21 protein-coding genes are annotated in these 26366 nt (G+C 39.4%); 8 read left to right on the top strand and 13 right to left on the bottom strand.

Translation table 11 applies throughout. From position 1 onward, the window contains the following. The first annotated feature begins 17 nt into the window (after positions 1–17). The 3 genes from pdhA (at position 18) to QPK98_RS08655 (ending at position 3716) form a co-directional block, all read left to right on the top strand. A complete protein-coding gene (gene pdhA / locus QPK98_RS08665) occupies positions 18–1016 on the top strand; it encodes a pyruvate dehydrogenase (acetyl-transferring) E1 component subunit alpha (RefSeq protein ID WP_310992816.1) in 999 nt (332 codons plus the stop codon). Positions 1017–1122: 106 nt separating this feature from the next. Continuing rightward, the gene (locus QPK98_RS08660) at positions 1123–2778 is read left to right on the top strand and encodes a pyruvate dehydrogenase complex dihydrolipoamide acetyltransferase (RefSeq protein ID WP_310992814.1); all 1656 of its coding nucleotides are present in this window, start codon (positions 1123–1125) and stop codon (positions 2776–2778) included. Positions 2779–3035: 257 nt separating this feature from the next. Beyond that, entirely contained in the window at positions 3036–3716 is a 681-nt protein-coding gene (locus QPK98_RS08655) for an SDR family NAD(P)-dependent oxidoreductase (protein WP_310992812.1), read from the top strand. A gap of 171 nt (positions 3717–3887) precedes the next feature. Here QPK98_RS08655 and QPK98_RS08650 read toward each other — a convergent pair whose 3' ends face one another. Further along, the gene (locus QPK98_RS08650) at positions 3888–6269 is read right to left on the bottom strand and encodes a TonB-dependent receptor (protein WP_310992810.1); all 2382 of its coding nucleotides are present in this window, start codon (positions 6267–6269) and stop codon (positions 3888–3890) included. 256 nt (positions 6270–6525) lie between these two features. On the opposite strand from QPK98_RS08650, the gene QPK98_RS08645 reads away from it, so the two are divergent. From QPK98_RS08645 to QPK98_RS08635, 3 genes are all read left to right on the top strand, one after another. Further along, positions 6526–7122 (top strand): SprT-like domain-containing protein, encoded by a 597-nt coding sequence (locus tag QPK98_RS08645; RefSeq protein ID WP_310992809.1) that lies wholly within the window; start codon positions 6526–6528, stop codon positions 7120–7122. A 141-nt stretch (positions 7123–7263) separates the two neighbouring features. Further along, positions 7264–8343: a mannose-1-phosphate guanylyltransferase gene (locus QPK98_RS08640; protein ID WP_310992808.1), complete on the top strand. Its 1080-nt coding sequence runs from the start codon at positions 7264–7266 to the stop codon at positions 8341–8343. After that, entirely contained in the window at positions 8344–9774 is a 1431-nt protein-coding gene (locus QPK98_RS08635; RefSeq protein WP_310992807.1) for a DUF389 domain-containing protein, read from the top strand. 4 nt (positions 9775–9778) lie between these two features. Here the strand turns inward: QPK98_RS08635 and QPK98_RS08630 are convergent, their stop codons facing one another. From QPK98_RS08630 to gcvP, 7 genes are all read right to left on the bottom strand, one after another. After that, on the bottom strand, positions 9779–10543 hold the full coding sequence (locus tag QPK98_RS08630) for an ABC transporter ATP-binding protein (RefSeq protein WP_310992806.1): 765 nt from the start codon (positions 10541–10543) through the stop codon (positions 9779–9781). Then, positions 10540–11280, bottom strand: a complete 741-nt coding sequence (locus tag QPK98_RS08625; protein ID WP_310992804.1) for an MlaE family ABC transporter permease — start codon at positions 11278–11280, stop codon at positions 10540–10542. Before QPK98_RS08625 ends, QPK98_RS08630 begins: the two co-directional genes overlap by 4 nt. Positions 11281–11529: 249 nt before the next feature. Then, a complete protein-coding gene (locus tag QPK98_RS08620) occupies positions 11530–12636 on the bottom strand; it encodes an alkaline phosphatase (RefSeq protein WP_310992803.1) in 1107 nt (368 codons plus the stop codon). 68 nt (positions 12637–12704) lie between these two features. Next, positions 12705–13559 (bottom strand): glycosyltransferase family 2 protein, encoded by an 855-nt coding sequence (locus tag QPK98_RS08615; RefSeq protein ID WP_310992802.1) that lies wholly within the window; start codon positions 13557–13559, stop codon positions 12705–12707. Then, on the bottom strand, positions 13559–14080 hold the full coding sequence (locus tag QPK98_RS08610) for a class I SAM-dependent methyltransferase (RefSeq protein ID WP_310992801.1): 522 nt from the start codon (positions 14078–14080) through the stop codon (positions 13559–13561). Before QPK98_RS08610 ends, QPK98_RS08615 begins: the two co-directional genes overlap by 1 nt. Positions 14081–14128: 48 nt before the next feature. Beyond that, the gene (locus QPK98_RS08605; RefSeq protein WP_310992800.1) at positions 14129–15187 is read right to left on the bottom strand and encodes a 3-oxoacyl-ACP synthase III family protein; all 1059 of its coding nucleotides are present in this window, start codon (positions 15185–15187) and stop codon (positions 14129–14131) included. A 115-nt stretch (positions 15188–15302) separates the two neighbouring features. Beyond that, entirely contained in the window at positions 15303–18152 is a 2850-nt protein-coding gene (gene gcvP, locus QPK98_RS08600; protein ID WP_310992799.1) for an aminomethyl-transferring glycine dehydrogenase, read from the bottom strand. 232 nt (positions 18153–18384) lie between these two features. On the opposite strand from gcvP, the gene QPK98_RS08595 reads away from it, so the two are divergent. Then, on the top strand, positions 18385–19209 hold the full coding sequence (locus tag QPK98_RS08595) for a UbiA prenyltransferase family protein (RefSeq protein ID WP_310992797.1): 825 nt from the start codon (positions 18385–18387) through the stop codon (positions 19207–19209). On the opposite strand, the gene QPK98_RS08590 is transcribed toward QPK98_RS08595, so the two are convergent. Together QPK98_RS08590 and QPK98_RS08585 are read right to left on the bottom strand one after the other, a co-directional pair. Then, positions 19198–19452 (bottom strand): anti-sigma factor family protein, encoded by a 255-nt coding sequence (locus tag QPK98_RS08590; RefSeq protein ID WP_310992796.1) that lies wholly within the window; start codon positions 19450–19452, stop codon positions 19198–19200. The two genes, QPK98_RS08595 and QPK98_RS08590, sit on opposite strands and share 12 nt — an antisense overlap. Before the next feature lie 11 nt (positions 19453–19463). Next, positions 19464–20012 carry a sigma-70 family RNA polymerase sigma factor gene (locus QPK98_RS08585; RefSeq protein ID WP_310992795.1) on the bottom strand — a complete coding sequence of 183 codons (549 nt, stop codon included), beginning with the start codon at positions 20010–20012 and terminating at the stop codon, positions 19464–19466. A 166-nt stretch (positions 20013–20178) separates the two neighbouring features. Between QPK98_RS08585 and QPK98_RS08580 the strand changes: the two genes are divergently transcribed. Next, positions 20179–21624, top strand: coding sequence for a M20/M25/M40 family metallo-hydrolase (locus QPK98_RS08580; RefSeq protein ID WP_310992794.1), 1446 nt, complete (start codon positions 20179–20181; stop codon positions 21622–21624). Positions 21625–22169: 545 nt separating this feature from the next. Here QPK98_RS08580 and QPK98_RS08575 read toward each other — a convergent pair. The 3 genes from QPK98_RS08575 to purK all read right to left on the bottom strand — a co-directional run bounded on the left by QPK98_RS08575 (position 22170) and on the right by purK (position 26211). Beyond that, positions 22170–24209 (bottom strand): M3 family metallopeptidase, encoded by a 2040-nt coding sequence (locus QPK98_RS08575; protein ID WP_310992792.1) that lies wholly within the window; start codon positions 24207–24209, stop codon positions 22170–22172. A 110-nt stretch (positions 24210–24319) separates the two neighbouring features. Then, complete coding sequence (purE, locus tag QPK98_RS08570) at positions 24320–24811, bottom strand: 5-(carboxyamino)imidazole ribonucleotide mutase (RefSeq protein WP_310992791.1); 492 nt, start codon at positions 24809–24811, stop codon at positions 24320–24322. Between the two features lie 236 nt (positions 24812–25047). Next, on the bottom strand, positions 25048–26211 hold the full coding sequence (purK, locus tag QPK98_RS08565; protein ID WP_310992790.1) for a 5-(carboxyamino)imidazole ribonucleotide synthase: 1164 nt from the start codon (positions 26209–26211) through the stop codon (positions 25048–25050). Positions 26212–26366: the final 155 nt, after the last annotated feature.

Raw genomic sequence — 26366 nt, 5'->3', positions numbered from 1 at the left:
ACCCTTATCGCAGACAGATGAAGAAAATCACCAAAAAAACGTACCTAGATTGGTATGAAAACATGCTCTTTTGGCGCAAGTTTGAAGATAAACTGGCGCAGGTATATATCAATCAAAAAGTAAGGGGCTTCTTGCACCTTTACAACGGTCAAGAGGCTGTTCTTGCAGGAGCGCTACATGCTATGGATCTTAAAAAGGACCGCATGATTACGGCGTATCGAAACCACGTACAGCCAATAGGAATGGGGGTAGACCCTAAAAAAGTAATGGCCGAACTCTACGGTAAATCAACCGGAACTTCACAAGGTTTGGGTGGCTCAATGCACATTTTTGCCAAGGAACACCGTTTTTATGGTGGCCATGGTATTGTAGGGGGGCAAATTGCACTGGGTGCGGGCTTAGCTTTTGCTGATAAATACTTTGATAGAGACTCTGTAACTCTAACTTATATGGGGGATGGCGCTACTCGTCAAGGCTCGCTTCACGAAACATTTAACCTTGCCATGCTATGGAAGTTGCCAGTAGTTTTTTGCGTGGAAAACAACGGTTATGCTATGGGAACTTCGGTAGCTAGAACAGCAAACCATACCGATATTTGGAAGCTTGGCCTTGGTTATGAAATGCCTTGTAAACCCGTTGATGCAATGAAACCAGAAGTGGTTGCAAAAGAAATGGACGAAGCAATAAAACGTGCGCGTCGTGGTGACGGACCAACTTTTTTAGAATTGCGAACCTACCGTTATCGCGGACACTCCATGAGTGATGCCCAACATTACCGTACCAAAGAAGAAGTTGCCAAAAAGCAGGAAGAAGATCCAATTACCTACGTGCTTCACCAGCTTTACGAGAATAAATGGGCAAACGAAAAAGACATTAAAGAAATTGAGAAAAGAGTAAAGGATTTAGTAAGCGAATGTGAAAAATTTGCCGAAGAATCTCCATATCCAGAAAAGAACGTGATGTTCGATGCTGTTTATGAACAAGAAGACTACCCATTTCTATCAGATAAATTATAAGTAAAGTTAAGCATTGATTAGTAGATATTGGGTTGTAATTCTTAATGGTATTCATTAAACCGGGAATCGAAAATCTAATATCTCAAATCTAAAATCTACTAAAAAAATGGCAGAAGTAATAAAAATGCCGCGCTTGAGCGACACTATGGAAGAAGGAACGGTAGCTAACTGGCTTAAAAAAGTTGGTGATACCGTAAACGAAGGTGATATCCTTGCCGATATTGAAACCGATAAGGCTACTATGGAGTTTGAATCGTTCTATGAAGGAACGCTACTTCATATTGGCGTTAAAGAAGGTGAAACAGCACCGGTTGACGATCTATTGGCTATAATTGGGGAAGAAAATGAAGACATTTCAGAACTTATAAATGGATCTGCTTCAGAAAAAAAATCGGAAGACGACGCATCAAAGAAAGACGATTCTGAAACGGATGAAAAACCTTCCGATGATGAAGAAGATTCCTCCTCTGATGCTGATCTTCCCGAAGGTGTTGAGGTAATTACCATGCCGCGTTTAAGTGATACCATGACCGAAGGTACTGTTGCCACTTGGCTTATAAAAGAAGGAGAGAAAGTTGAAGAAGGCGATATTCTAGCTGAAATTGAAACCGATAAAGCTACCATGGAGTTTGAATCCTTTTATTCAGGAACCCTTCTCAAAATTGGTCTTAACGAAGGAGAATCGGCGCCGGTAGATGATATGCTTGCTATTATTGGGCCAGAAGGAACTGATGTTTCTGAGGTTGAAAAGAATTTTAAAAAGGGAGGCAAGGCTTCAGATTCAAAAGATAAATCTGAAAATAAAAAGTCTTCCGAAGAAAGTAAAAAGCAAACTACAGAAAAGGCTTCTGAAAAGCAGGAGACTAAAAAGCAAGATTCAGATAAAAAATCGGGGTCTTCACAATCTAAAAACGAAGGCCGCATTTTTGCTTCGCCTTTAGCCAAAAAGCTAGCTGAAGAAAAAGGAATTAACCTGCGTCAAGTTCAGGGTAGCGGTGAAAACGGACGTATCGTTAAAAGCGATATTGAAAACTACCAGCCTGCTGCCGCTGGAGCACAAGCTTACACACCAGTGGGAACCGAGAGTTTTGAGGAAGTGAAAAACTCGCAAATGCGCAAAACTATTGCCAAACGATTGGCCGAGTCTAAGTTTACCGCACCAGAGTATTACCTTACTGTAGAGTTGGATATGGATCATGCCATTGCCGCTCGTGAAGCTATAAACGCTGCGCCAGATGTAAAAATATCGTTTAATGATATGGTTATAAAAGCTTGTGCCATGGCATTGCGCAAGCATCCACAAGTAAACAGCCAGTGGACGCCAGAGGTTACCAAAATTGCCAAACACATCCATATTGGAGTTGCGGTTGCGGTAGATGAAGGCTTGCTAGTTCCGGTATTAAAATTTGCAGACCAAATGACCTTCTCACAAATAGGTGGAAATGTTAAGGAGCTTGCAGGGAAGGCGCGTAATAAAAAGATTACGCCACAGGAAATGGAAGGCAGTACATTTACGGTTTCCAACCTTGGAATGTTTGGGATTGATGAGTTTACTTCAATTATAAATCAGCCGAATTCTGCTATTTTATCGGTTGGAACTATTGTTCAAAAACCAGTGGTTAAAAATGGGCAGATAGCTGTTGGCAATACGATGAAAGTTACCTTGGCCTGCGACCACAGAACAGTTGATGGTGCTACGGGAGCTAAGTTTTTACAAACAGTACGCCAGTATATTGAAAACCCAGTAACGATGTTTGTATAATAGATCCTGCAAGGTTTTTAGAACCTTGTAGGTATAACTTTACATGAGGGGTTTTATCTAGGTTAACTTAATGTCATTCGTCCTTAAGTTTCGGCTTAGGAAGACTTACACGATGCCTGCCGCGATAGGAGCACTTCGAAGGTCGTTTGCCCTGTAAGATCACCTAATCTTTCCTGCAATGTTTCCAAAACGTTGTAGGTGTAATTTACTTATGGGTATAATCCTACTTGCAGGTTTAATTCTACTAATACTTCTATATGAAAAACATAATAATCACAGGTACATCAAGAGGCATCGGTTTTGAAATGGTAAAGCTCTTTGCTGAAGCAGGCCATACTGTTTTGGCACTTTCACGTAACTCCAAACCGGTTTCCGAATTAAATCTAAAAAATGTTTCGGCTTTGGAATTTGATATTTCCAATCATTCCGAAATTGTAAAGCTAGGCAGTTACCTTCAAACCAATATGCAAACGGTTGATGTCTTGATTAATAACGCTGGGCTTTTAGTAAACAAACCATTTGCCGATCTGTCTGCCGAAGACTTTAAACAATCTTACGGCGTAAATGTTTTGGGACCTGTATCTTTGATACAAACTGTACTTCCATTTATGAAGAAGGAGGGGCATGTTATAAATATTAGCAGTATGGGCGGCGTTCAGGGCAGTGTGAAATTTCCCGGGTTAAGCGCATATAGCAGTAGTAAAGGTGCAATTATTACTTTAACCGAATTATTGGCGGAAGAGTACAAGGAATCTGGCCCATCATTTAATGTTTTGGCATTGGGTTCTGTGCAAACCGAAATGCTCGAAGAAGCTTTCCCAGGTTTAAAAGCACCACTTTCAGCAACCGAAATGGCGGAATATATTATAGACTTCGCTCTTACAGGGAATAAATTCTACAATGGGAAAATCATGCAGGTTTCCAGTACTACGCCTTAACTGTAAGTAATTCCTTTCTTAAAATTACTATGTTTTTCGGTCTTGAAAAATCTGGTGCTCCAAATCTTAATTAGAAAGAGGAAGGCATAAGTTCTAGTCGTACTATAGTTTTTTTAAAACATAAAGGCACGATTTTTACATCGTGCCTTTACTACTTAACAACTCAAACAATTAAAAACTATAGCGTAAAACGCCGGCAAAAGATCGTGGTTCGGTTTGATTGATATAACGCGTTCGGTAAGCGTTGTATCCAACTTTGTTAAATACATTGTTCAATAAAAACTGAACGCTCCAGTTTTGATCAACTTGGTATTGCGCTTGAAAATTCACCAAGGTATAGGCATCAACATTAAAGGGTTTTTGCCCCGGTACAATACCTTCGTGTGTTACCGCGCCCGAAGACCAGTCGTTAATGGGGCGCTCGCCTGTAAAATAAGCACCAGCTCCTATTGAAAGTCCTTCCAAAGCATTATTTCTAAAGGAGTAGTTAGCGTATGCATTAAACGTGTGTTTTGGAGTGTTTAAAGGTGCAGATCCATAAACGTACGAGGTGTGATTCTTATATTGGGCATCAATATAGGAGTATCCACCAATTAACTCTAGGTTTTCAAGCGGTCGCCCGGTAAGTTCTACCTCTATTCCTTGACGTTGGTCGTTTCCTCCTTTCGCATAATATAGAACGTTGGTCCAGGTGTCGTCGTAAACCGGGAGGTTGATATTCTTATTGTTGATTTTAAAAATCGTTAAATTAAAACGAAGTCTATCGTTGAGCCATGTTGTTTTAAAACCGGCTTCAAATTGGTCAAAACGCTCATTGCCCAGTTCTTCTCCATTTTCGCCCGATCGTGAAGCGGTTCGCGGATATGAACTGTTGGTATAGGAAGCAAAAAGATTGATGTTTTCAATTGGCGAAACAATGATTCCCCCAAGTGGGTTAAAAGCATCGCTTCGTGTGTTTTCCACTTCCGAGATTGTTTCCGTAGAACTATATCGCGCACCCAAAAATGTTTTTAACCAGTGGTTCCATGAAATTACGTCTTGGGCTACAAAACCTAGCGAGTTGGTTTTTCCACCATTGGTACTAGCTTCTCCAAGACTTACATTGGGCAAACCATGTGCAATTTTTTGAAATACGTTAATGGTGTCTACAACTCCAGCAGACTGGCTCATGGTACTAAAACGTGACGAACGATAGTCAAAACCAACTTGGAAGGTATGCTTTATGGAGCCTGTATAAACATTGTCGCCAATTAAATCAAACTGTAGCACGCTGTTTTTGTCATCGCGGGTAGAAGTCGAGTATTTTCGCTGACGTTGGTTATAAACTGATGTTTCTCCGTTTTTTATAACCTTACCTAAGCCGGCTCCTTTATCATTGAGTTTTAAAGATGAATTATAGAAAGCTCCTTTTAGGGTAAGTTTTTCGTTCAACTTTCTGTCCATTCTAATGGCATAGGTTGTGTTTTGGGTAATGGAACGGTCATTTTCAAATCCTAAAAACTGGGAGTGGGGTAGATCGTAAATGGCATTCACATCATTTTCAGCTAAGTTTACCGTACCTAAATCTGGGGTTCTACTGTCGTAATAATGGTCTAGTTCTAGGGTTACTTTGGTTTTATCATCAATTTTCCATTCGAAGGAAGGATTAAAGTAAAAACTCTCCTTTTGAACTAAACTTCTATAGCTATCGGCTCTTTCCAGCGATCCGTTTAAGCGGAAGCCAAGGTCCTTTTCTTTGTTTAAAGGACCGTAAAAGTCGAAGGTAGGTCTTACTTGGCCATAGCTTCCGCCGCGAAGGCTAACACTACCGCCAGTAGTGTATTTTGGGGTTTTGGTAACAATGTTTATCACCCCACCCGGGCTTCCAATATCGGTGGCTACCCCTTGGGTTATGGCGGCAGTTCCCTTTAAAACTTGAATGTTATCAACCCCTTGCATATCGGTCAACACACCTACGCCACGAAAATCTGAGTTTACCCGAACTCCATTCTTTAGAATAGGAATACCTCTAAATCCACGGCTCGACATGCTCTCGCGTTTATTGCCATAGGTAGCAAAAGTATAAACTCCAGGTACGTTTTTGGTGGCTTGCGAAATTGTTAGAGCACCTTGATCTTCAATTAATTTTTCGGAAAGTACTGAGATACTCTGTATTTGCTCATAAGGCTTTAGCGGTAGGCGGGTAATGGATTCTATCTTGTCGGGATGATCGTTCCGGTTTCCAAATACTTCTACTTGGTCTAGTTCGTTATCAAAACTCAGCTGAAACCGAATTCCGCTTAAAACAGGCTCACTTGGGTTTATGGCCACAGTGGCAGGATTGTAACCAACTGCGCTGGCGGTAAGCTGCCAACTTCCATAAGGAATATTGTTGATAGAAAAGACGCCGTCAGCATCTGCCGCGCCGCCTTTTTTCAATTCTTGTATATATATACTGGCAAACGGAACGGGGTTATTGTCTATATCGGTGACTGTTCCGGTGATAGTTGCTACTTCTTGCGCTACCATAAACTGGACGCAGAGGATTAAAAATAGCGATTGGATAAGCTTCATTTTATAATTTATTTTTATTTAGATTGAATATAAATTGAGTGCAAAAATACTTCGAAGTTTTATAAAATCAAAGCTTATTTAGACTGATTTAAAATGGTTTTTTGCAATTGGTTGAAAGTAAATTGAATGGACTTAAAAATTTTTCTGAAAAGTGATCTATTTCTTTTTATGGCGAGTTAAATGGTGCTATATTGTGCTTATCTGAATATTTTTGTAGCCTTATAACTAAGGTGAAAACCTTCCGATTTCAGCATTTATGACAGAAATTCTTGAAAAATATATTCCACAGGCCGCGGTTCATTCAGCGCTTCAATTAATTCAAACGCATAAGGTTCACCTTAAAATTGTAAACGAACGGGTTACACGGCATGGCGATTACCGAAAAATGGCAAATGGGCAACACCAAATTACCGTAAATGCATCTTTAAATAAGTACCGCTTTTTAATTACCCTGATTCATGAAATAGCACATCTGGAGGCTTTTACAAAGTATGGCCGGTCAATAAAACCACATGGTTTGGAGTGGAAGCGAACCTTTCAGACCTTGATGTTGCCTTATATACGTCCTGCTATTTTCCCCAGTGAATTGTTACCGCTCTTGGCACGGCATTTTAAAAATCCCAAAGCCTCTAGTGATACCGATGCACCCTTGTCTTTAGCTTTAAAACAATTTGATCCACCAAACGATAAAAACTATATCTTTGAAATTCCCTTTGGGAGTCACTTTAGATTGTACAACGGAAAAATCTTTAAGCGCGGAAAGCAGCGTGTAAAGCGTTTTGAATGTTTAGAAGTGGCAACTGGGCGAACCTATTTGTTCAACCCCAATGCGGAGGTGGAGTTTTTGAAATAGATGTTAAAATTAAGCAGGACTTAATAGAAACAGGAAACAAACTGTAAGGGTATAGGGTTAAACTGGGGGTTAGCTGAAAGATGCTTAAAGTTACCTGAAATCTATTCTGATTCACTATAGTCGCGGCTCAAATATTAAATTATGAATAAAAATAACTATGCAGTAATAATGGCTGGCGGTATCGGTTCGCGATTCTGGCCGGTTAGTACCCAGGAGTTTCCCAAGCAATTTCACGACATGTTAGGAACGGGGCAGAGCTTGCTGCAGCATACTTTTTCTAGGCTTCAGAAAATAATCCCTTCCGAGAATATTTATATACTTACCAATGAAATCTATTTGGAACTTACGTTGGCGCATTTACCCCAGATTTCTGAAGAGCAAGTAATCTTAGAACCTGCAATGCGGAATACGGCAGCTTGTATTTTACTTTCGGCCTTAAAAATTCAAAAAGAAAATCCCAATGCCCAAATGTTGGTGGCACCCAGTGATCATTGGATTGAAGATGAAAACGCATTTTCGGCAGATGTTAAAGCCTGTTTTAAGGCTGCCGAAGAAGACGATATCTTGCTTACGCTAGGGATTGAGCCAACTTTTCCCAACACGGGTTATGGCTATATTGAAAGTTCAAAAAATACAGATCTGGAAATTGCGAAAGTGCGTCAGTTTCGGGAGAAACCAGATTATGATACTGCAAGGAAGTTTCTTAAAGCTGGAAACTTTCTATGGAATGCCGGAATATTTATATGGAGTGCCGAAAGTATTATAGGTGCTTTTAAGGAATATCTACCTCAGATGAGTGCGCTCTTTTTAAATGGAACTTCGGTTTTAAACACTTCCGAAGAAAAACAATTTGTAGCCAATAATTATCCCAAAGCCGAAAATATATCTATAGACTATGGCATTCTTGAAAAAGCGACGAATGTTTTTGTAAAAAAAGCAACTTTTGACTGGAATGATCTGGGTACCTGGGGCGCCTTACATGAAAGGTTGGAAAAAGACGCAAATGAAAATGCGGTGATTAATGCGAAAACGCATCTTGCCAATTCAAAAAATAATATGATTTTTACAGCCTCCAAAAAATTGGTTGTTTTGGATGGAATAGATGACTATATCGTGGTAGATAATGAGGATGTTCTTTTGTTATTTCCGAAGAAAAAGGAGCAAGATATAAAAGAACTATTAAAATCAGTTTCGGAGAAATTCGGTAAAGACTATTTGTAAATGGCAGATAACAACGAGAAAATAAAAGCAACTCCCAACGATGAGGAGTTTGAGAATGTAAAGCTGAATACTTGGGAGAGCATTAAAAAATTCTTGGTTGAACTTTTTGATATCCGAACAGATTCAGACCGAGACGCTACCATAGATGCTGTAAAAAAAGACATCTCGTTTAAAGGGCACACGGCTTGGATTCTTATTTTCTCTATTTTTGTTGCTTCCATTGGTCTAAACGTAAGTAGTACGGCGGTGGTTATTGGAGCCATGCTTATTTCGCCATTAATGGGGCCTATTGTTGGTATTGGGCTTTCCTTGGCCATTAACGATGTAGAAACCCTGAGACGTTCCCTGATAAACCTTGGGGTTATGGTTTTTTTAAGTGTGCTCACTGCTTTTCTATATTTTAAGCTTTCTCCGCTAACCGAGGAAACGCCAGAGCTTATTGCCAGAACTTACCCAACTATTCTAGATGTATTAATCGCTATATTCGGTGGTTTGGGCTTGATTGTGGCTAAAACAAAAAGCGGAACCATTGCCAGTGTTATTTTTGGGGTTGCAATTGCCACCGCATTAATGCCGCCCTTATGTACTGTGGGTTACGGGCTTGCCATTGGAAGTGGTGAATATGCCCTTGGCGCCATGTACCTATTTTCTATAAACGCTGTTTTTATAGCGCTTTCAACATTTATTGTTTCAAAAATTCTGCGTTTTCCATTGGTGCGTTATGCCAATAGTAAACGAAGAAGAAGAATTGCCCAAATTGCTTCTATAGTTGCTATTGCGGTTATGGTGCCCAGTGTTTACCTGTTTATCAACCTTTTAGACCAACAAGTTTTTGAGAATAAATCGAGAGAATTTGTAAAGAATATTATTAAATATGAAGGTGCCGAAGTGGTAAAGTTTACTCATAATTATAAATCGAATAACCTTGATGTTTATTTAATCGGGAGGCCTGTGCCTCAAAATAAAATTAACGATTGGCTGGCAGAGCTTGAAAAGACTGAGAAGCTGGAAAAAACACACTTGCGTATTTATCAAGGAGCAGATCAAACAGGCGAAATGGCTGAAAAACTTTCTGGTGAAATTAAAGCCGGGATATTGGAAGATCTTTATGTGAAAAACGAACAGATAATCCAGGATAAAGATGAAAAAATTCGCTTTTTAGAAAATCAGGTGGCGCTTATGAAGGTACAAAACGTGCCTTTTAAGCAGTTGAGCGAAGAGTTAAAGATAAACTATGAAAGCGTAGAAACTTTTAGTTACTCCAACAAAATAACTACAAACTTTGAAAAAACAGATACCTTGCCGGTAGTTCATATTGCTTGGAAAAAAGAGGTGCCTGCAAGTGAAAAGAAGAACGCACTGAAAAAAATAGAGGCTTGGTTAAAGTATAAGCTGAAACTAGATACGCTTCAGGTTTCCGAATATCGTTAAACGCTTATCCTTCTTTTTGCTGTACTTCTCGAATTTTTTTAAATAGATCTGACGAATATACAAATGCGGTAACGTCCTCATTATCTGTTTTAAAGATCTCCTCATTGTCGCCCTGCCACACTAGTTTACCATTTTTAAGCAGTACTACTTTTTGTCCTATTTCCATTACCGAATTCATATCGTGGGTTACAACAACGGTTGTAATATCATACTCATGTGTAATTTCCTGAATAAGGTTATCTATTAAGGTAGCAGTTTTAGGATCGAGACCTGAGTTTGGTTCGTCACAGAATAAATATTTGGGTTTATTTACAATAGCACGAGCAATTGAAACCCGTTTTTGCATTCCTCCAGAAATTTCGGCAGGAAATTTTTTATTGACGTTTTCAAGGTTTACCCGTTTCAATACTTCGTTTACCCGCGCAAGCATATCTGCCTTTTTTTGCTTGGTAAACATGCGTAAGGGGAACATTACATTTTCCTCAATATTCATGGAGTCAAATAGAGCACCGCCTTGAAATAACATACCTATTTCTTCCCGAAGTTTGCGTTGTTTCTCGTCATCCATATCTTGAATGGCGCTATCTTCATAATAAATTCGGCCTTTTTCAGGTTCAAATAAGCCGATAAGGCATTTCAGCAAAACGGTTTTTCCGCTACCACTTTGACCGATAATAAGGTTTGTTTTACCCTTGTCAAATTCGGTGGAAATTCCTTTGAGAATCTCTTCGTCTCCAAAGCTTTTATGGACGTCTTCTACTTTTATCATGAGCTTAAAAGAAGTTGGGTTATTACATAGTTTGCGGCAATAATTAGTACACTTGTCCAAACAAATGAGTTGGTACTTGCCTTACCTACCTCTAGGGAGCCTCCTTTCATATAAAATCCTTGCCAAGAAGGCACTGTAGCAAGAATAAAAGCAAAGACGAAGGTTTTAAAAAATGCGTAAAACAGCTGATACGGAATAAAGTCTTCCTGTACGCCGGCTATAAAATCTGCCGAACTGGTAAAGCCACCGTAAACGCCGGCAATCCATCCGCCAAACACACCTAAGAACATGGCTATAACAATGAGGAAAGGGTAAAACATTAAGGCAACGATTTTAGGGAAAACCAAATAGTTTAATGAGTTTATCCCCATGACCTCTAAGGCGTCAATCTGTTCGGTAACGCGCATAGAGCCTATACTAGACGTAATGAACGAACCTACCTTTCCCGCCATAATAATTGAAATGAATGTTGGGGCAAATTCCAAAATAACAGATTGCCGCGTGGCAAAACCAATTAAGCTGTCTGGAATAACAGGGTTATCCATATTTAGGGCGGTTTGGATAGCCACAACGCCACCAACAAAAAAGGAAATAAAGGAAACAATACCCAAAGAACCTATTATAAGGTCGTCAATTTCCTTAAATATTAAATGCCTTAAAACCGATGTCTTGGTAAAACTACCAAACACCTTCTTAAGCATTAAAAAATAAGAACCAATATCTTGTAAGTACTTCATAAAAACATAGCTATGGCTAAAATACTAAAATTACGGCACCGAATTCTAAAAACCGCGTTAAGAAAATAGATTTCAGTTGACAGACTGAAAATTAGGTTTGAAACACCAACTTAATAATGGGGTAACTTATTTTAACCTTTGAAATCACTTCTTATTAATAAATAGTGGAAAAAGACAAAGCCTAGCTGCGTAAATTATAACTTGTGAACAATGGATAAAATGAATACTGAAGCTCAAAGCCCCAATCTGCTACCTTGCCAAGAGTTCCCTCATTTTAAAGTAAATCTCGTTGTTTTCATAAATTCCGTTAAACAATGAAGCGCCTGGGCCTTCCGCAAAAACGGGAACCATGGTGCCGGAATGACCGGTAGTAGAAAAAGTAGGTTTCAGTTTATTATAGTTTTTGCCATCACTTGCAAGTGTATAACCGCCGGTTTCATGATCAGCAGTTACAATGACTAAGGTTTCACCATCTTTTTTGGCAAAATCCAAGACCTCGCCAATAGTTTTGTCAAAATCTAAAAGTTCTTCAATTAGATAATCGGCATCATTGGCATGCCCGCCCCAATCTATTTGGCTTCCTTCAACCATCAAGAAAAACCCTTTTTCATTTTTGGAAAGTTTTTCCAAAGCCAATTTTGTAGCATTGGCAAGAAAATCGCCACGGCCTTCGTTCATTTTCGGCATTCCATCTTCGGCAAGAAGGATAATTTCGTTGTTTTTACTTGGGCTTTTTGGAAGCTTATCCGTGATTACATCATAACCTTTGGCTTTCATTTCATCCAACAAATTTTTTCCATCTTTTCTTTGGTTGAAAAACTTTAAACCGCCCCCTGCAAAAAAGTTAACGCCAGAGTTTGGAGCAAACTCGGTAATCTCTTCATACATTCTCCTGCTTTTTACGTGTGCATAAAAGGATGCCGGCGTGGCGTGCTGAATTGAAGATGTAGCAACAATACCTGTGCTAAATCCTCTTTGTACAAGTTGTTCCACGATTGTGGGTACTGGAATCGTGTCATTATCAACCCCAATTGCACCGTTATAGGTCTTTACACCTGCCGAAAAAACTGTGGCGCCGGCGGCAGAATCTGTAACCAAATCGCTGGAAGAAGATGTCTTGCTCAATCCAATGGTGTTAAACCGCTCAAAGTTTGGTTTTCCATCTTTATAATAAATGGCTGTGGACACTTGGCTCAAACCCATCCCATCACCAATAAGAAGGACAATGTTTTTAGGTTTTTTTACTTCTGAAGTAATTGTTGAAACTTGATTATCACTAACTTGAACAGAAACACAAGAAGTTGTTATAACGGAAAGCGATAAGAAGAGAGCGAATAGGGTGATTTTGAAATTCATTAACGTAAATTTTTATGTAAAAATAAGCATTATAAGTTGAAATTAATCTTGAATATCAAAGCAACAAATTAACCAATCCCGAGTTTTTTACGGACATTCCTCCATCGCAGGTTTCTAATAAATGCCCCTTCCTTTTCTGAAACGATATATTCCAAATTTTCTTTTTTGGCATTTTGATATCCCTGCATGCAATTCATAAAAAATTTAAAGCTGCCTTTTTTAGAAGCTAATTTTGCCGAAGCGATTAACGTGAGCCAAAACCCATAACGCATTTTGTAAAAAGCTTCCCCTTGGCGATATTTTGAAGCTTGGGTATAGACTTTACCGGTGGGTTTTAAGTGTTTTACATGTAGCGAAGTATCCGTTTTTATTTTCCAGCCGTGGTATTGGGCAAGGAGCTCATCAACCGTATCCCAGCCCATTGCTCTTTTCAGCCCTCCAATTTGCTCAAAACATTTTTTGCGATAAGCTTTTAATGCGCCGCGAATATGGTCTTTATTGGTAAGGTTTTCCAAAACCCAATTATCGTTATTGTCAATAGTACAAAAACCACCAACCATTCCAACATTTGGATTTTCTTGAAATGCCACAGCTACTTTTTCTAAATAATCTTCGGGGAAAATTAAGTCTGCGTCAAACTTGCAAATAATATCATAACCATCGTCTAGTGTTTCAAAACCTTTGTAAAAGGCGTTTATTACTTTACTCCCGGGTTCATGTTGCTTCTTTGAATTATATTGAATTCCAGAAATAAAGGAATGTTTTTCTGAAAATTGATCAATTATGTTGTGGGTGTCGTCTGTGGAGGCATCGTTAACCACCACTATTTTTTTTGGAAGAAGACTTTGTTGCGATAAAGATTCTAAGGTCTGCGAAAGATACAATGCTTCGTTATGGGCCGGTATGACAATATAGAAATCCATTAAACTCTTTCAGCATAAACCAAGTAATACCGCGGTGTAAATCTTCTGAGAATAGGGCGGATGCCAACTTTGTTTACCGGATTGGTAAACTTCTCACTTTTTATAATGCGCCAGCCAGCTTTTTCTAACAACCAATCAAATTGCCAGTCTTCAAACTCGTGATAGTGGCGGTCCCATTTATCCGTTTTGCTTCTATAGGCTGAAGCAAACCAAAGTTTTAAGGGAACGGAAGCGACTAATTTTTTTGCCTTTATATCATGGAGTACATTAAATGGAGAGACCAAATGTTCAAAGATTTCAAAGGCTGTAACTACATCAAATTCTTCGGTTTTTACAACTCCCGTCTCAAGGTCTAGATCTTCACCTTTGGTGTTGGTAACCTGAAAATCTTCTTGCTTTAATATTTCTGAAAAAGGATTGCGAACCCCTAAGTCGAGAATTTTTTCTTTCTTGGAAATAACTTCGTTTAGAAAATTTAGGGTGTGCTTGTATCTCTTCTTCGGAAACTTTTCTTCGTACATGTTTTTAATCTTGATTCCGATAGAAATCGGGACAGAATTCTGAATTTATTAAACCTTATAAACAATGGCATTAATATTCATTCCTGCGCCCACACTAGCAAAAATAACAAGGTCTCCTTTTTGAAGGGAATGATCTTTTAATTCGCCGTTTAAAACCAAATCGTAGAGGGTAGGTACTGTGGCTACGCTGCTATTCCCTAATTTGTCTATGCTCATGGGCATAATGTTTTTGGGCGTAGTTTTTCCGAACAGCTTATAAAAACGATTTACAATGGCTTCGTCCATTTTTTCGTTTGCCTGATGGATCAAGATTTTTTTAACATCGTCAATTCCGGCTCCACTTTCTTCCAGGCATTTTTTCATGGCATCGGGAACGTGGTTCAGCGCAAATTCGTAAATTTTTCTCCCGTACATTTTTATATACCGGCGATTATCTTTTTTCTCCAAGTTGTTGCTTTCTCCAAAAAAGATAAAATGTGCTTCATCAAAAGCGTAGGTCGCGCTAAAATGGCTTAAAATGCCTCCTTCTTCGTCAGTGGCTTCTACAATAGCAGCTCCAGCTCCGTCGCTGTATATCATAGAATCACGATCGTGTGGATCTACTACCCGCGAAAGTGCTTCGGCGCCAATGACCAAACATTTTTTGGCAATACCAGATTTAATAAATGCATTGGCCTGTATCATGCTTTCAATCCACCCAGGACATCCAAAGAGCATATCATAACCTACGCACCTTGGGTTTTGTATTTTAAGGTTGTGCTTTACGCGGGTTGCAATACTAGGTACGGTGTCGCTCTGTACGGAATCGTGTTTTACATCGCCATAATTATGAGCTACAATTATATAGTCTAGGTCTTCCTTGTCTATTCCCGAATCTTTAAGCGCATTTTCGGCTGCAAAAGAGGCAATATCTGAAGTGTTCAAGGTTTTAGGAATGTATCTGCGCTCCGCAATACCGGTTATGGCCTTAAACTTTTTAATGATAGTTTCGTTTTCTTGATCAAAACGAGTACCATCAGAATTGTAAAAATGATGTTTTCCAAACTGCTCATTTTTAGCTATTTCGCTTGGAATGTAACTGCCTATGCCTGTAATTTTGACATTCATATATTAAAAAGTTTCGTTAAAAATACGGAAAAATATGTAATCAATGGTCAGTAGCCGGTATTCAGTAAATATTCATTTGCTGAATTCTACTGAATACGGCATACTGCGTACTTTTTTATGCTTCCATATATGCCTCAATCGGATCGCATGTGCAAACTAGGTTTCTGTCGCCATAAGCATCATCTACGCGTCTAATTGACGGCCAAAATTTGTTGTCGGCAATGTTTTCCAATGGAAAAGCTGCTTCCTGTCTGGAATATGGAAAATCCCACTCATCTGCTGTTAACATCTGCATGGTGTGGGGTGCATTTTTCAAGACATTATTGGGTTCATCCTTTTCGGCGGCCTCAATTTCTTTTCTAATGGCAATCATTGCATCACAAAACTCATCTAAAGATGCTTTGCTTTCACTTTCCGTAGGTTCAATCATCAAGGTTCCTGCAATTGGGAAAGAAACCGTTGGGGAGTGAAAACCATAGTCTATCAATCGTTTTGCGATATCGGTTATTTCAATACCCTTGGCTTTAAAGGGGCGGCAATCCACAATCATCTCATGAGCCGCACGGCCGCGTTCGCCAGCGTAAAGTACATCGTAATGTCCGTTGAGGCGTTCCTTGATATAGTTAGCGTTTAAAATAGCGTGTTGGGTAGCTTTTTTCAAGCCATTTACACCAAGCATACAGATGTAGGCATAGCTAATTAAACATACTAGAGAACTACCGAAGGGCGCTCCAGAAATTGCCGAGATAGCTTGTTCGCCACCCGTTGGGATTATTGGATTAGATGGTAAAAATGGTGCCAACTGCTCAGCAACACAAATTGGGCCCACGCCCGGTCCACCACCACCGTGGGGAATAGCAAAAGTTTTATGGAGGTTTAAGTGGCAAACATCGGCACCGATAGCACCAGGATGTGTAAGTCCTACTTGGGCGTTCATATTGGCGCCGTCCATATAAACCTGACCGCCATTTTCATGGATGATACTGGTTATTTTACAGATTGCAGATTCATAAACACCGTGAGTAGATGGATAGGTTACCATTAAACAGGCAAGGTTATCCTTGTGTTTTAAGGCTTTTTCTCGAAGATCGTCAACGTCAATATTACCTTCTTCGGTAGATTTGGTAACCACTACCTTCATACCTGCCATTACTGCACTTGCAGGGTTTGTACCGTGTGCCGAAGATGGAATTAAACAAATATTTCTGTTGTGGTCGCCGCGAGATTCATGGTAGGCACGAATGGCCATTAAGCCTGCAAATTCGCCTTGAGCACCACTGTTTGGTTGTAGTGAGGTAGCTGCGAAACCAGTAATTTCGGTCAGTTGTTTTTCTAGTTTCCGTAAAACTATTTGATAGCCCTCAGCTTGTTCTACAGGTACAAACGGATGCACATTGCCCCACATTGGGTCGCTTAAAGGAAGCATTTCGGCAGCGGCATTGAGTTTCATGGTACAAGAGCCCAAAGAAATCATAGAGTGGTTTAACGAAAGATCCCTGCGCTCTAGTTTTTTGATATAGCGCATCATATCGGTTTCGCTATGATACTTGTTAAATACTTCTTGTTCTAAAAACTCGGTTTTCCGTGCTACTTCTTGTGGAATTTTATTGCCAGTTTCTAATTCGGTGATTTTTTGGAAATCTTTTTTAGAGGCTTCTGAAAAGATCGAAAGAATTTTGTTGAGGTCCTTTATGTTTGTGGTTTCGTTTATTGAGATTGAAACGGTTTCGTTATCAGGATAATAAAAATTAACCTCTTTTGCTTCTGCTAGGAACTTAATTTTTGTGGCATCGGTTTTTATGGCGATGGTGTCAAAATAGGTGTCATTTAGCTGCTCAAAACCTAATTCTTCCAAAGCATTTGCAAGGGTTACTGCGCCATTATGCACTTTTCTTGCAATATATTTTAAACCTTCAGGGCCGTGATATACGGCATACATACCTGCCATAACTGCTAATAATACCTGGGCAGTACAGATATTTGAGGTTGCTTTGTCGCGTTTAATGTGTTGTTCGCGGGTTTGAAGCGCCATGCGTAGCGCCCTGTTTCCGTCCTTATCTTTTGTAACGCCAATAATACGTCCTGGAATGCTGCGTTTGTAAGCTTCTTTTGTGGCAAAAAATGCGGCATGGGGCCCACCGTAACCCAACGGAATGCCAAAACGCTGCGTGGTTCCAACTACCACATCTACTCCAAAATGTCCTGGAGACTCAAGCATTACTAAGCTTAAAATATCTGCAGCAACGGCTACTTTTATATTGTTTTCGTTGGCTTTTTCAATAAAATCGGTATAGTTATGAACCTTTCCAGTCTTGCTTGGATATTGAATTATCGCCCCAAAAAACTCTTCGCCAAAATTGAAATCTTCATGGTTGCCAACAACCAGATCTACTCCAATAGGTTCTGCTCGGGTTTCCAACAAGGCTAAAGTTTGCGGAAGTATATCTTTAGAAACAAAAAACTTATTGGCCTTGCTTTTCTTTTTACTGCGTTCCCGAACGGCAAAAAGTAATGACATTGCCTCGGCTGCTGCGGTAGATTCATCAAGTAGCGAAGCATTTGCAAGCTCCATTCCGGTTAAGTCGGTAACAACGGTTTGGAAGTTGAGAAGCGCTTCCAGACGGCCTTGGGCAATCTCGGCTTGGTACGGCGTATAAGCGGTGTACCATCCTGGGTTTTCAAGAATGTTTCGTTGTATTACGGGCGGCAAATTGGTGGCGTGATATCCTAAACCAATGTAAGTTTTAAATACTTTGTTTTTTGTAGAAAGCTCCGTGATGTGCTCAAGGTATTCCTGCTCACTCATAGCCGTATCCAGATTTAATGCTTTTTTTAGCAGAATATCATCTGGAACTGTTTCAAAAATAAGTTGATCCAGAGATTGTACGCCAATGGTTTCAAGCATTTCGGGAAGATCGCTTTCCCGGGGACCGATATGCCTTAAAGCAAAAGAATCTGTATTCATAGTTGTGTTATATTTTGCCGCAGATTGCCTTTAGATTCACTGTAAAACTCCTACGGATATTTATTATATTTAGGTTTTAGTTTTCGCCTTGTAAACTCTCGAAGTTCAACAATTTACAAAACGCTGCAAAATTACAATTTTTAAGGTGAATTTATAGGCTATTAATTGATTGAAAAACATAATTTTTCAACTACTTTTAAACCTTGTTAACACAGCAGCGACTTTTAAATTTATGGAGCTTTTAAAACGAAGTTTTGCCTTCTACATTAACAGTAGCGTTCATGTAGCATTGGCTGTTTTGTCTCTTTTGGCAATTACCGTAATGGAATACAACCTAACCATCCCTTTTGAGTTATGGGCGTTTGTGTTTCTAGGAAGTTTAACGGGTTATAACTTTGTTAAGTACGCTAAAGTTGCAGGACTTCACCACAGAAGATTGACTAGTTCCTTAAAGGTTATTCAGGTTTTCTCTGCTGTGGCTTTTCTCCTGCTACTTCCAATTGCATATCGGCTTTCAATTAATGTGTTGTGGGTGACCGCTGCGTTTGGCTTGGCAACTTTTTTTTATGCAGTACCTTTTATAAGGCATAAAAATTTGCGAAACTTTTCAGGTGTTAAGATTTTTGTAGTTGGTTTTGTTTGGGCAGGAGTAAGTGTAATTGTGCCTTTTGTGGCGTCAAAAACACCGATTTCTGGCGATGTCATGCTTACTTTCTTTCAGCGTATATTAATAGTTGTAGCGCTAATTTTGCCGTTTGAAATACGCGATGTACCATATGATTCGCTTAACCTTAAAACGCTACCTCAGCAATTTGGTATATGTAACACTAAAATTTTGGGAGAGTTTATTCTCTTGCTTTGTTTTGTGTGCGAGTTTTTTAAAGAGAATTCTCAAATTCCATATATTGCCAGCTTATTGATTTTTTGCCTGGTCTTAGGCTTGGTATTGATTATTTGTAGGCCTGATCAAAAGCGCTACTTTTCGTCGTTCCTGGTTGAAGGCTTGCCAATACTCTGGTTGCTCTGCTATCTGTTTTTTGATTGGTTAAAGACTTGAAGGAGTGTTTAGTTCTTGTTCCAGCTTTTCTTTTAGGCGTTTTTTTTCTTCGGAACACATAGTTTTTATGTTAGCAGATTCTATGGTTTGTGTGAGCTTTACATTCTGTTTGGAGTATTTACGGCATAGCCCACACATCATTAAGTGCATGCTAAGTTTGACTTTCTCCCAAGGTCCAGCTTCTTTATATTGACTTTTGTCACATAGGTTAGCTGCTTCCTCACATTTTAAAAATACTTTCATAGTTACTTAATTCAATTGAGCCAGTTTTTTGCGAGACACTCGGCTAGTGTTTTACGTGCGCGGTGAATGATTACCCACAAATTAGACGCCGTAATATTAAATTCTTTACAAATAACTTCGGTATCGTGATTGTGAATGGTTTTTCTTTTGAAAATTTCCGCATGTTTTTCGCTGAGTTTATCCAAGCACTCTAATATGGCCAGGCCCAGTTCCTTGTTCTCCATAGTATCCTCGGCGGTTTTATCAAAGGGATCTGCTGCATTTTCTTCCAGCCAATCGCCTTCGGCGTCTTCACTTCTGTAGGATACGTGCACTTCAGCCCGACCTTTTTTGGAGTTAATTTTTCGATAATGATCAATTATTTTTCGCTTTAAAATTGAAATAAGCCATGTTCGCTCAGTTGCTTCTCCTTTAAAATTGTCCTTTGATTTGAGCCCAGCTAAAAAAGTTTCCGAAATAAGATCTTGGGCAACAACAGGGTCATTCACCCTAACTATAGTGTAGTTATATAGGTAGTCGGCATATTTATCGACCCATCGGTCTGGATTTAGAACTTCCAAGGTTTTGATTTTTAACTACTTCAAAAGTAGTGAAGTTAGCCTAATAGATACTAAGATAATTAACATTTATACATAAATATGTAGAGCGGTAATAGTTAAACTTTTAAAATTCAAGACTATGTTAATTGAAAATTTTATTTTTACGGTCTAAATTATAAACTTCCCGATGAAAAAAGCTACAATAGGATTACTCACGTTTTTATTTTTTACTGTTTCTGCGATTGCTCAAAACGGCAATTCCATTTATGCTACTATGAATGCCGATGATGCGGCTTCGTTTAAAGTACAATACCCTGATGGGGTTCAAATTCTAACAACCAATACCAATCAAGCTGCAGTTCTTATTACTGAAGAAGTAGCGCATCATATTCACGATCACGTGCAAACCCATGGCCCGGGATATATTTTTAGGGCTTCGGAAGAAAAAGCACTCCAGGCTTTAAACCGCGCACCTCGTCGAAATGCTGTTTTAGACTACTCCATAACCGAAGATGCTTTTGTAAATGAGTGTTTAGATTTGGTTGATGGGCAGAAAATTGAAGAAAATATTTTGGAGTTGCAAGATTACGGTACTCGCTATCATACAAAATCGGAAGCCGAGCAAGCAGTTATGGATCAGCAAGCAAGATGGGATGATATGATTTTGGCCGCTGGCCGAACTGATGTGCACACCCGAATCTACAATCATGATAACACCCCTATGCCATCCGTTATTCTTACCATTGACGGTGCAAATACACCAGATGAGTTTGTTATTATTGGTGGACATATAGACTCAACTTCTTTTGGCGATAAAGATGATGCTCCTGGAGCCGATGATAATGCTTCGGGAATTTCTTCACTGAATGAAATGGTACGCGTGTTACTAGCTAAAGATTTTGTGCCAAACAGAACGATTGAGGTTATGGCTTTTGCCGCCGAGGAAATTGGACTAGTAGGCTCTGCCGAAATAGCCGAGGAATACGCCGATAACGGGGTAGATGTAGCAGCTTATGTACAATTTGATATGACAGGCTATAAAGGCTCTAATAACGATGTTTACCTTGCTACCGACTATTATAACAGCACACCGCTAAACGACTATTTAATGGCTTTGATGGATCATTATAATGACTCGGGAGCGCATAGTTTTACATATAGTACTACCGTTTGTGGGTATGCCTGCTCAGACCATGCCAGTTGGGCGGATAATGGCTATGATGCAGCTTTCCCATTTGAAGCGGATTTTGGCGACTCAAACCCAAACATCCATAGCCCGGCAGATCGATACTCGTTTTTTAATACACCGGAACATTCTGTTAAATTTGCAAAACTTGGTCTTCAGTTTTTGATTGAAGCTGCAAAACCCCAACTACTTTCGGTAAATGATTTTTCTGATAAAGCGATTAGTGTATTTGTAAAAGACAAGGCCTTAAACTACCGACTTAACAATAAAACTTCAAAAGTGAGTGAAGTAACGATTTACAATGTTGCCGGACAAAATATTATTACTAAAAAAGTAAATACTGAAGCTGGAAGCCTTCAACTTCAGCAATTTGCCCAAGGTTTTTATATTGCTCATTTTGCATTGGAAAACGGCCACACATTCACGAAGAAATTTATATTGAAATAGTCTGCTTTTTAATGCAAGCTAACTCCAAAGGTTATCCTTTACCTACTGAAATTTTGATGTAGGTTGAACCTTTGGTTTTTTTTTCTCTGCCACAGATTTTTGAAGTATTGAGGTTTTTTTATAAAACTGGTGTTCAGGAGTTTGTATTTGGATAAACACAATTTTGGAGATTATAATTTTTTAATTATTTGAATTGAAAAAATTGAACTCCTCTTGAGTGCTAAGGATAAATAGATGTATTTTTCCTCGAATCAAATCTTCATTTCGTTTGTATTAAAGCTTATCAACAATAAGCCCCTTTGGGATTGTCTATTTTATCTATTATCAATCAATATGAAACACTCCGAAGGAGTTTAACTTTAATAACCCTACACAATCACAGTGAAGTGTAGGGTTGTGATGCGCTTAGGCTAGAACCCCGAAGTGGGTTCAATATTAAAGTTATTCTGAGGTATTATCTGTTTTCAATAAACTCTAGTTCCAAAGGCTTTCGTTTGCCTACCGAAGTTTTCGCGTAGGTAGCAAGAAAGCCTTTGGTTCTATTATTACAGTAAGCCTGCGCGTTTCAACAGTGCTTCGGGATCTGGTTTTTGACCGCGGAATTTTATATAAAGCTCCATTGGATCCTTGGTTCCGCCTTGGGTGAGTATAAAGTTTTTAAACTTGTTTGCCACTGTTTTGCTAAAAATTCCTTCTTGCTGAAAATATGCAAATGCATCGGCATCCAGAACTTCCGCCCATTTATAGCTGTAATACCCGGCCGAATATCCGCCTTGAAATATATGCGAAAAAGATGTACTCATACAATTCTCCTTAACGTCTGGGTAAAGTTGCGTGTCGCCAAACGCAGCAACTTCAATAGCCTTTACATTGGTTTTATTTTTCAGATCCTTGAGCTCTGTTGAAGTTGAAGGACCGTGCCAAGCCATATCTAACATGCCAAAACTCAGTTGGCGCAACATGGCCATTCCTTCAAGAAAAGAAGCCGATTCCTTTATTTTTTCAATGTATTCCATTGGGATTACCTCTCCCGTTTGATAATGGATTGCGAAAAGTTCTAGTGTTTCCTTTTCATAGCACCAGTTTTCTAAAATCTGACTGGGTAATTCCACAAAGTCCCAATACACACTTGCTCCCGAAAGGCTAGGGTAGTGGGTGTTTGCCAACATACCATGTAGGGCATGACCAAATTCATGGAAAAGAGTTGTCACTTCATTAAAAGTTAAAAGTGAAGGTTTGCTCGCTGTAGGTTTTGTGAAATTGCAAACGATTGAAACATGAGGACGTTCGTTTTTTCCGTCCTTTATTTGCTGGGGTTTATAAGACGTCATCCAAGCGCCATTACGCTTCCCAGCTCGCGGATGGAAGTCGGCATAGAAGATAGCAACCAAGTTGTCCTTATCGTCTTTTACTTCATAGGTTTTTACATCGGGATGGTATTTGTCTATATTTTGAACTTCCTTAAAATGAAGTCCGTAAAGTTTGTTGGCAACGGTAAAAACGCCATTAATTACATTCTTTAGTTCAAAATATGGTTTGAGCTTTTCATCATCTAAGTTGAAGCGTTTTTGTTTTAGTTTTTCAGAATAATATGCCCCGTCCCACTTTTCCAGATGATCAATATTGTCCAATTCCTTGGCGAAAGCTGTTAATTCCTCAAACTCTTTTTTAGCGGCGGGTTTTGTTTTTTCAAGCAATTCATTTAAAAACGCTTCTACTTTTTCAGGAGTTTCGGCCATTCGCTCTTCAAGAACAAAATGGGCATGACTTTGATACCCTAGCAATTCAGCACGTTTATGACGTAAATTTACAATCTGCAATACGTTTTTCTGGTTGTCTAGCTTATCATTGTGAAAACCCTTAGCGCCAAAGGCAACTGCCATTCTTCGGCGTAGCTCCCTATTGTCGGCATAAGTAAGAAAAGGGATGTAACTGGGGTAGTCCAAAGTAAAAACCCAACCTTCTTCCCTGCCATTTTCTTTGGCGGTTTGTTCGGCAGCTTCTATCACTCCGTCTGGAAGGCCCGAGAGGTCTTCAAGATCTGTTATATAAAGCTCAAACTTGTTTGTTTCGGCCAAGACGTTTTCACCAAAGGTAAGGCTGAGCTTAGCGAGTTCAGTATCTATTTTTCGCAGCTCGTCTTTCTTTTCTTCGGAAAGATTAGCACCGTTTCTTGAAAACGACTTGTATTTTTTATCCAGCAGCATCTCTTGCTCCTCGGTGAGTTCTAATTTGTCTTTTTGATTATAGACAGCTTTAATTCGTTTAAATAACTCCTCGTTTAGTAACATATCGTTGCTAAATTCGGTGATTAATGGCGAAACTTCTTGCGCTATAGCTTGAATTTCGGCATTGGTTTCGGCGCTGTTTAAGTTAAAGAAAATGCTTGTTGCCCTTGCCAGCTTTTCGCCGGTATGTTCTAAAGCTTCCACTGTGTTTTTGAAATTCGGCGCTTCAGCATTTGAGGTAATCTTATCTATTTCGGCCTTTGTTACTTCTATCAAAGAACTGATTGCCGGTAAAAAATGCTTGTTTTTTATTTTTGAAAATGGTGCTGTGTTATACTGTTCGAAAAGGGGATTCATTTAATTGTAGAGTTTTTTAAAATTAGAAGAGAACGTTTGGGTTTAGTCTAGTTACAATCGGCAGTAGAGTTGCTAACTGAATTACTGCTCACTGCCCACTGAACTACTGATTATTGATCACCGCGTACTTGCGCTGCGCCTTTTTCCACTTTGGTCTTAAGGCTTTCTTTATAGGTTAGTATTTTTTCCATAACCTCCTTATTGGAAGCTCCAAGAATTTGTGCGGCCAAAATCCCCGCATTTTTTGCGCCATTTAGGGCTACGGTTGCAACGGGAACACCGCCAGGCATTTGTAGGATGGAGAGAACGCTGTCCCAGCCATCAATGGAGTTGCTTGATTTTACCGGAACGCCAATTACCGGCAAGGGTGAAAGGGAAGCGATCATCCCTGGCAAATGTGCTGCGCCGCCTGCTCCGGCAATGATTGCAGAAATGCCGCGCTTATGGGCGTTTTGTCCATAATCAAAAAGTTTTTCGGGCGTTCGGTGGGCTGAGACGATATCTACCTCCACCTCAATGTTGAATTCTTTTAAAATGTCTATAGCGTCCTGCATTACAGGCAGATCGCTGGTGCTTCCCATTATTATTGCTATTTTGTTCATGTGTTTTTAGTTTTAGATTCAAGTTCCAAGTTTTAGAACTGGCTACTTTTTTCAATAGTTATCGGATTTTCATTTTATTCCTTTGCGTTCACCTTTCCCAAAAATGATGAATATATGTTGTGAAACCATAGATGTATCTCGTCCGAATAATTCTGAAATTTGATTTAAAGAAAGCCAAACTGTTTCCTTTTCCAATTTTACTTGGACATCCATAAAACTCTCATCGGTCTTATTAGTTATGATATTTGATGTGCTATCACCTCAATAGTATTTTTAACCTCTTGGGCAATCTTACGCGCTTCATTTAAATCTTTATTTACAATGGTAACATGGCCCATTTTCCTAAACGGACGGGTTTCTTTTTTGCCGTAAATGTGTGGGGTAACACCTTCCATTGCTAATATATTTGCTATGTTTTTGTAATGGGCTTGGCCCGTGTGACCTTCAGCGCCAACCAAGTTTACCATTACACCACCCACTTTACTATCGGTATTTCCTAAGGGTAAATCTAAAATAGCTCTTATTTGTTGCTCAAACTGGTTGGTATAGCTCGCTTCAATACTATAATGTCCAGAATTGTGCGGCCTTGGGGCAACTTCATTTACTAAAATTTCATCGTCTTCAGTCTGAAACATTTCTACGGCTAAAAGACCTACGTGTTGAAAAGTTTCCGAAACCTTAGTGGCTAGGGCTCGTGCTTTTTTGGCTACTGCTTCGTCAATTCTAGCCGGGCAGATTACGTATTCAACCTGATTGGCCTCGGGGTGAAACTCCATTTCTACTACGGGATAGGTCTTTACTTCCCCCGAAGGGTTGCGAGCTACAATAACGGCAAGTTCATTTTTAAAGGGAATCAATTTTTCGGCAATGCAAGCTCCTTCAGAAAGTGGGATTATACCTTCGGCATCGCGAACCATGCTTACGCCTTTTCCGTCATAACCGCCCGTACAGCTTTTCCATACAAAAGGAAAGTGAAGCTCCTTACGTACAACGTCTTCGGTTAGCTCATTTTTATCTTTATAGACCCTAAACGGCGATGTAGGGATTTTGTGCTCTTTATAAAACTGCTTCTGAATGCCCTTATCTTGAATGTTTCGTAGTGTTTTGGCGCTGGGATAGACTTTTACCCCTTCATTTTCTAACTTTTCCAAGGCTTCAACGTTTACACCTTCTATTTCAAAAGTGAGTACATCTACCTTTTTTCCGAAATTATAAACGGTATCAAAATCCATTAAATCTCCTTTTTCAAAATAGTCTGTTGCAATTCGGCAAGGAGCTTCGGCACTGGGGTCGAGAACATGGGTGCGAATGTCCCATTTTCGGGTTTCATAGAGCATCATCTTGCCCAATTGTCCGCCGCCGAGAATGCCGAGTGTAAAGTTGGTGGAGAAGTAGTTCATAGGGTATTGCTAATTAGCGATTGGTATTACTTTTTTTATATTTTGCAAAGATAGGTATTTCGATACTTCAACTCCGCTCAAGAGAATACTTTTGATAAATGTACAACTTGGAATTTTTATTTTTCTCAGTTTGCGTTTAATTGATATGTGTTATA

This window comes from Aequorivita marina (assembly GCF_031631895.2).
Lineage (GTDB): Bacteria > Bacteroidota > Bacteroidia > Flavobacteriales > Flavobacteriaceae > Aequorivita > Aequorivita marina.
Note: the sequence above shows the minus strand (reverse complement) of the source record. Positions and strands in the feature narration are given on the sequence as shown.

Excerpts from the sequence above, each read along its gene's own strand:
- QPK98_RS08595 (WP_310992797.1), top strand. The coding sequence starts at position 18,385 with ATGGAGCTTTTAAAACGAAGTTTTGCCTTCTACATTAACAGTAGCGTT.
- QPK98_RS08635 (WP_310992807.1), top strand. The coding sequence starts at position 8,344 with ATGGCAGATAACAACGAGAAAATAAAAGCAACTCCCAACGATGAGGAG.
- QPK98_RS08645 (WP_310992809.1), top strand. The coding sequence starts at position 6,526 with ATGACAGAAATTCTTGAAAAATATATTCCACAGGCCGCGGTTCATTCA.
- QPK98_RS08620 (WP_310992803.1), bottom strand. The coding sequence starts at position 12,636 with ATGAATTTCAAAATCACCCTATTCGCTCTCTTCTTATCGCTTTCCGTT.
- QPK98_RS08580 (WP_310992794.1), top strand. The coding sequence starts at position 20,179 with ATGAAAAAAGCTACAATAGGATTACTCACGTTTTTATTTTTTACTGTT.
- QPK98_RS08590 (WP_310992796.1), bottom strand. The coding sequence starts at position 19,452 with ATGAAAGTATTTTTAAAATGTGAGGAAGCAGCTAACCTATGTGACAAA.
- QPK98_RS08640 (WP_310992808.1), top strand. The coding sequence starts at position 7,264 with ATGAATAAAAATAACTATGCAGTAATAATGGCTGGCGGTATCGGTTCG.
- QPK98_RS08575 (WP_310992792.1), bottom strand. The coding sequence starts at position 24,209 with ATGAATCCCCTTTTCGAACAGTATAACACAGCACCATTTTCAAAAATA.
- QPK98_RS08610 (WP_310992801.1), bottom strand. The coding sequence starts at position 14,080 with ATGTACGAAGAAAAGTTTCCGAAGAAGAGATACAAGCACACCCTAAAT.
- QPK98_RS08605 (WP_310992800.1), bottom strand. The coding sequence starts at position 15,187 with ATGAATGTCAAAATTACAGGCATAGGCAGTTACATTCCAAGCGAAATA.
- pdhA (WP_310992816.1), top strand. The coding sequence starts at position 18 with ATGAAGAAAATCACCAAAAAAACGTACCTAGATTGGTATGAAAACATG.
- QPK98_RS08655 (WP_310992812.1), top strand. The coding sequence starts at position 3,036 with ATGAAAAACATAATAATCACAGGTACATCAAGAGGCATCGGTTTTGAA.
- QPK98_RS08650 (WP_310992810.1), bottom strand. The coding sequence starts at position 6,269 with ATGAAGCTTATCCAATCGCTATTTTTAATCCTCTGCGTCCAGTTTATG.
- purK (WP_310992790.1), bottom strand. The coding sequence starts at position 26,211 with ATGAACTACTTCTCCACCAACTTTACACTCGGCATTCTCGGCGGCGGA.
- gcvP (WP_310992799.1), bottom strand. The coding sequence starts at position 18,152 with ATGAATACAGATTCTTTTGCTTTAAGGCATATCGGTCCCCGGGAAAGC.
- purE (WP_310992791.1), bottom strand. The coding sequence starts at position 24,811 with ATGAACAAAATAGCAATAATAATGGGAAGCACCAGCGATCTGCCTGTA.
- QPK98_RS08660 (WP_310992814.1), top strand. The coding sequence starts at position 1,123 with ATGGCAGAAGTAATAAAAATGCCGCGCTTGAGCGACACTATGGAAGAA.
- QPK98_RS08625 (WP_310992804.1), bottom strand. The coding sequence starts at position 11,280 with ATGAAGTACTTACAAGATATTGGTTCTTATTTTTTAATGCTTAAGAAG.
- QPK98_RS08615 (WP_310992802.1), bottom strand. The coding sequence starts at position 13,559 with ATGGATTTCTATATTGTCATACCGGCCCATAACGAAGCATTGTATCTT.
- QPK98_RS08630 (WP_310992806.1), bottom strand. The coding sequence starts at position 10,543 with ATGATAAAAGTAGAAGACGTCCATAAAAGCTTTGGAGACGAAGAGATT.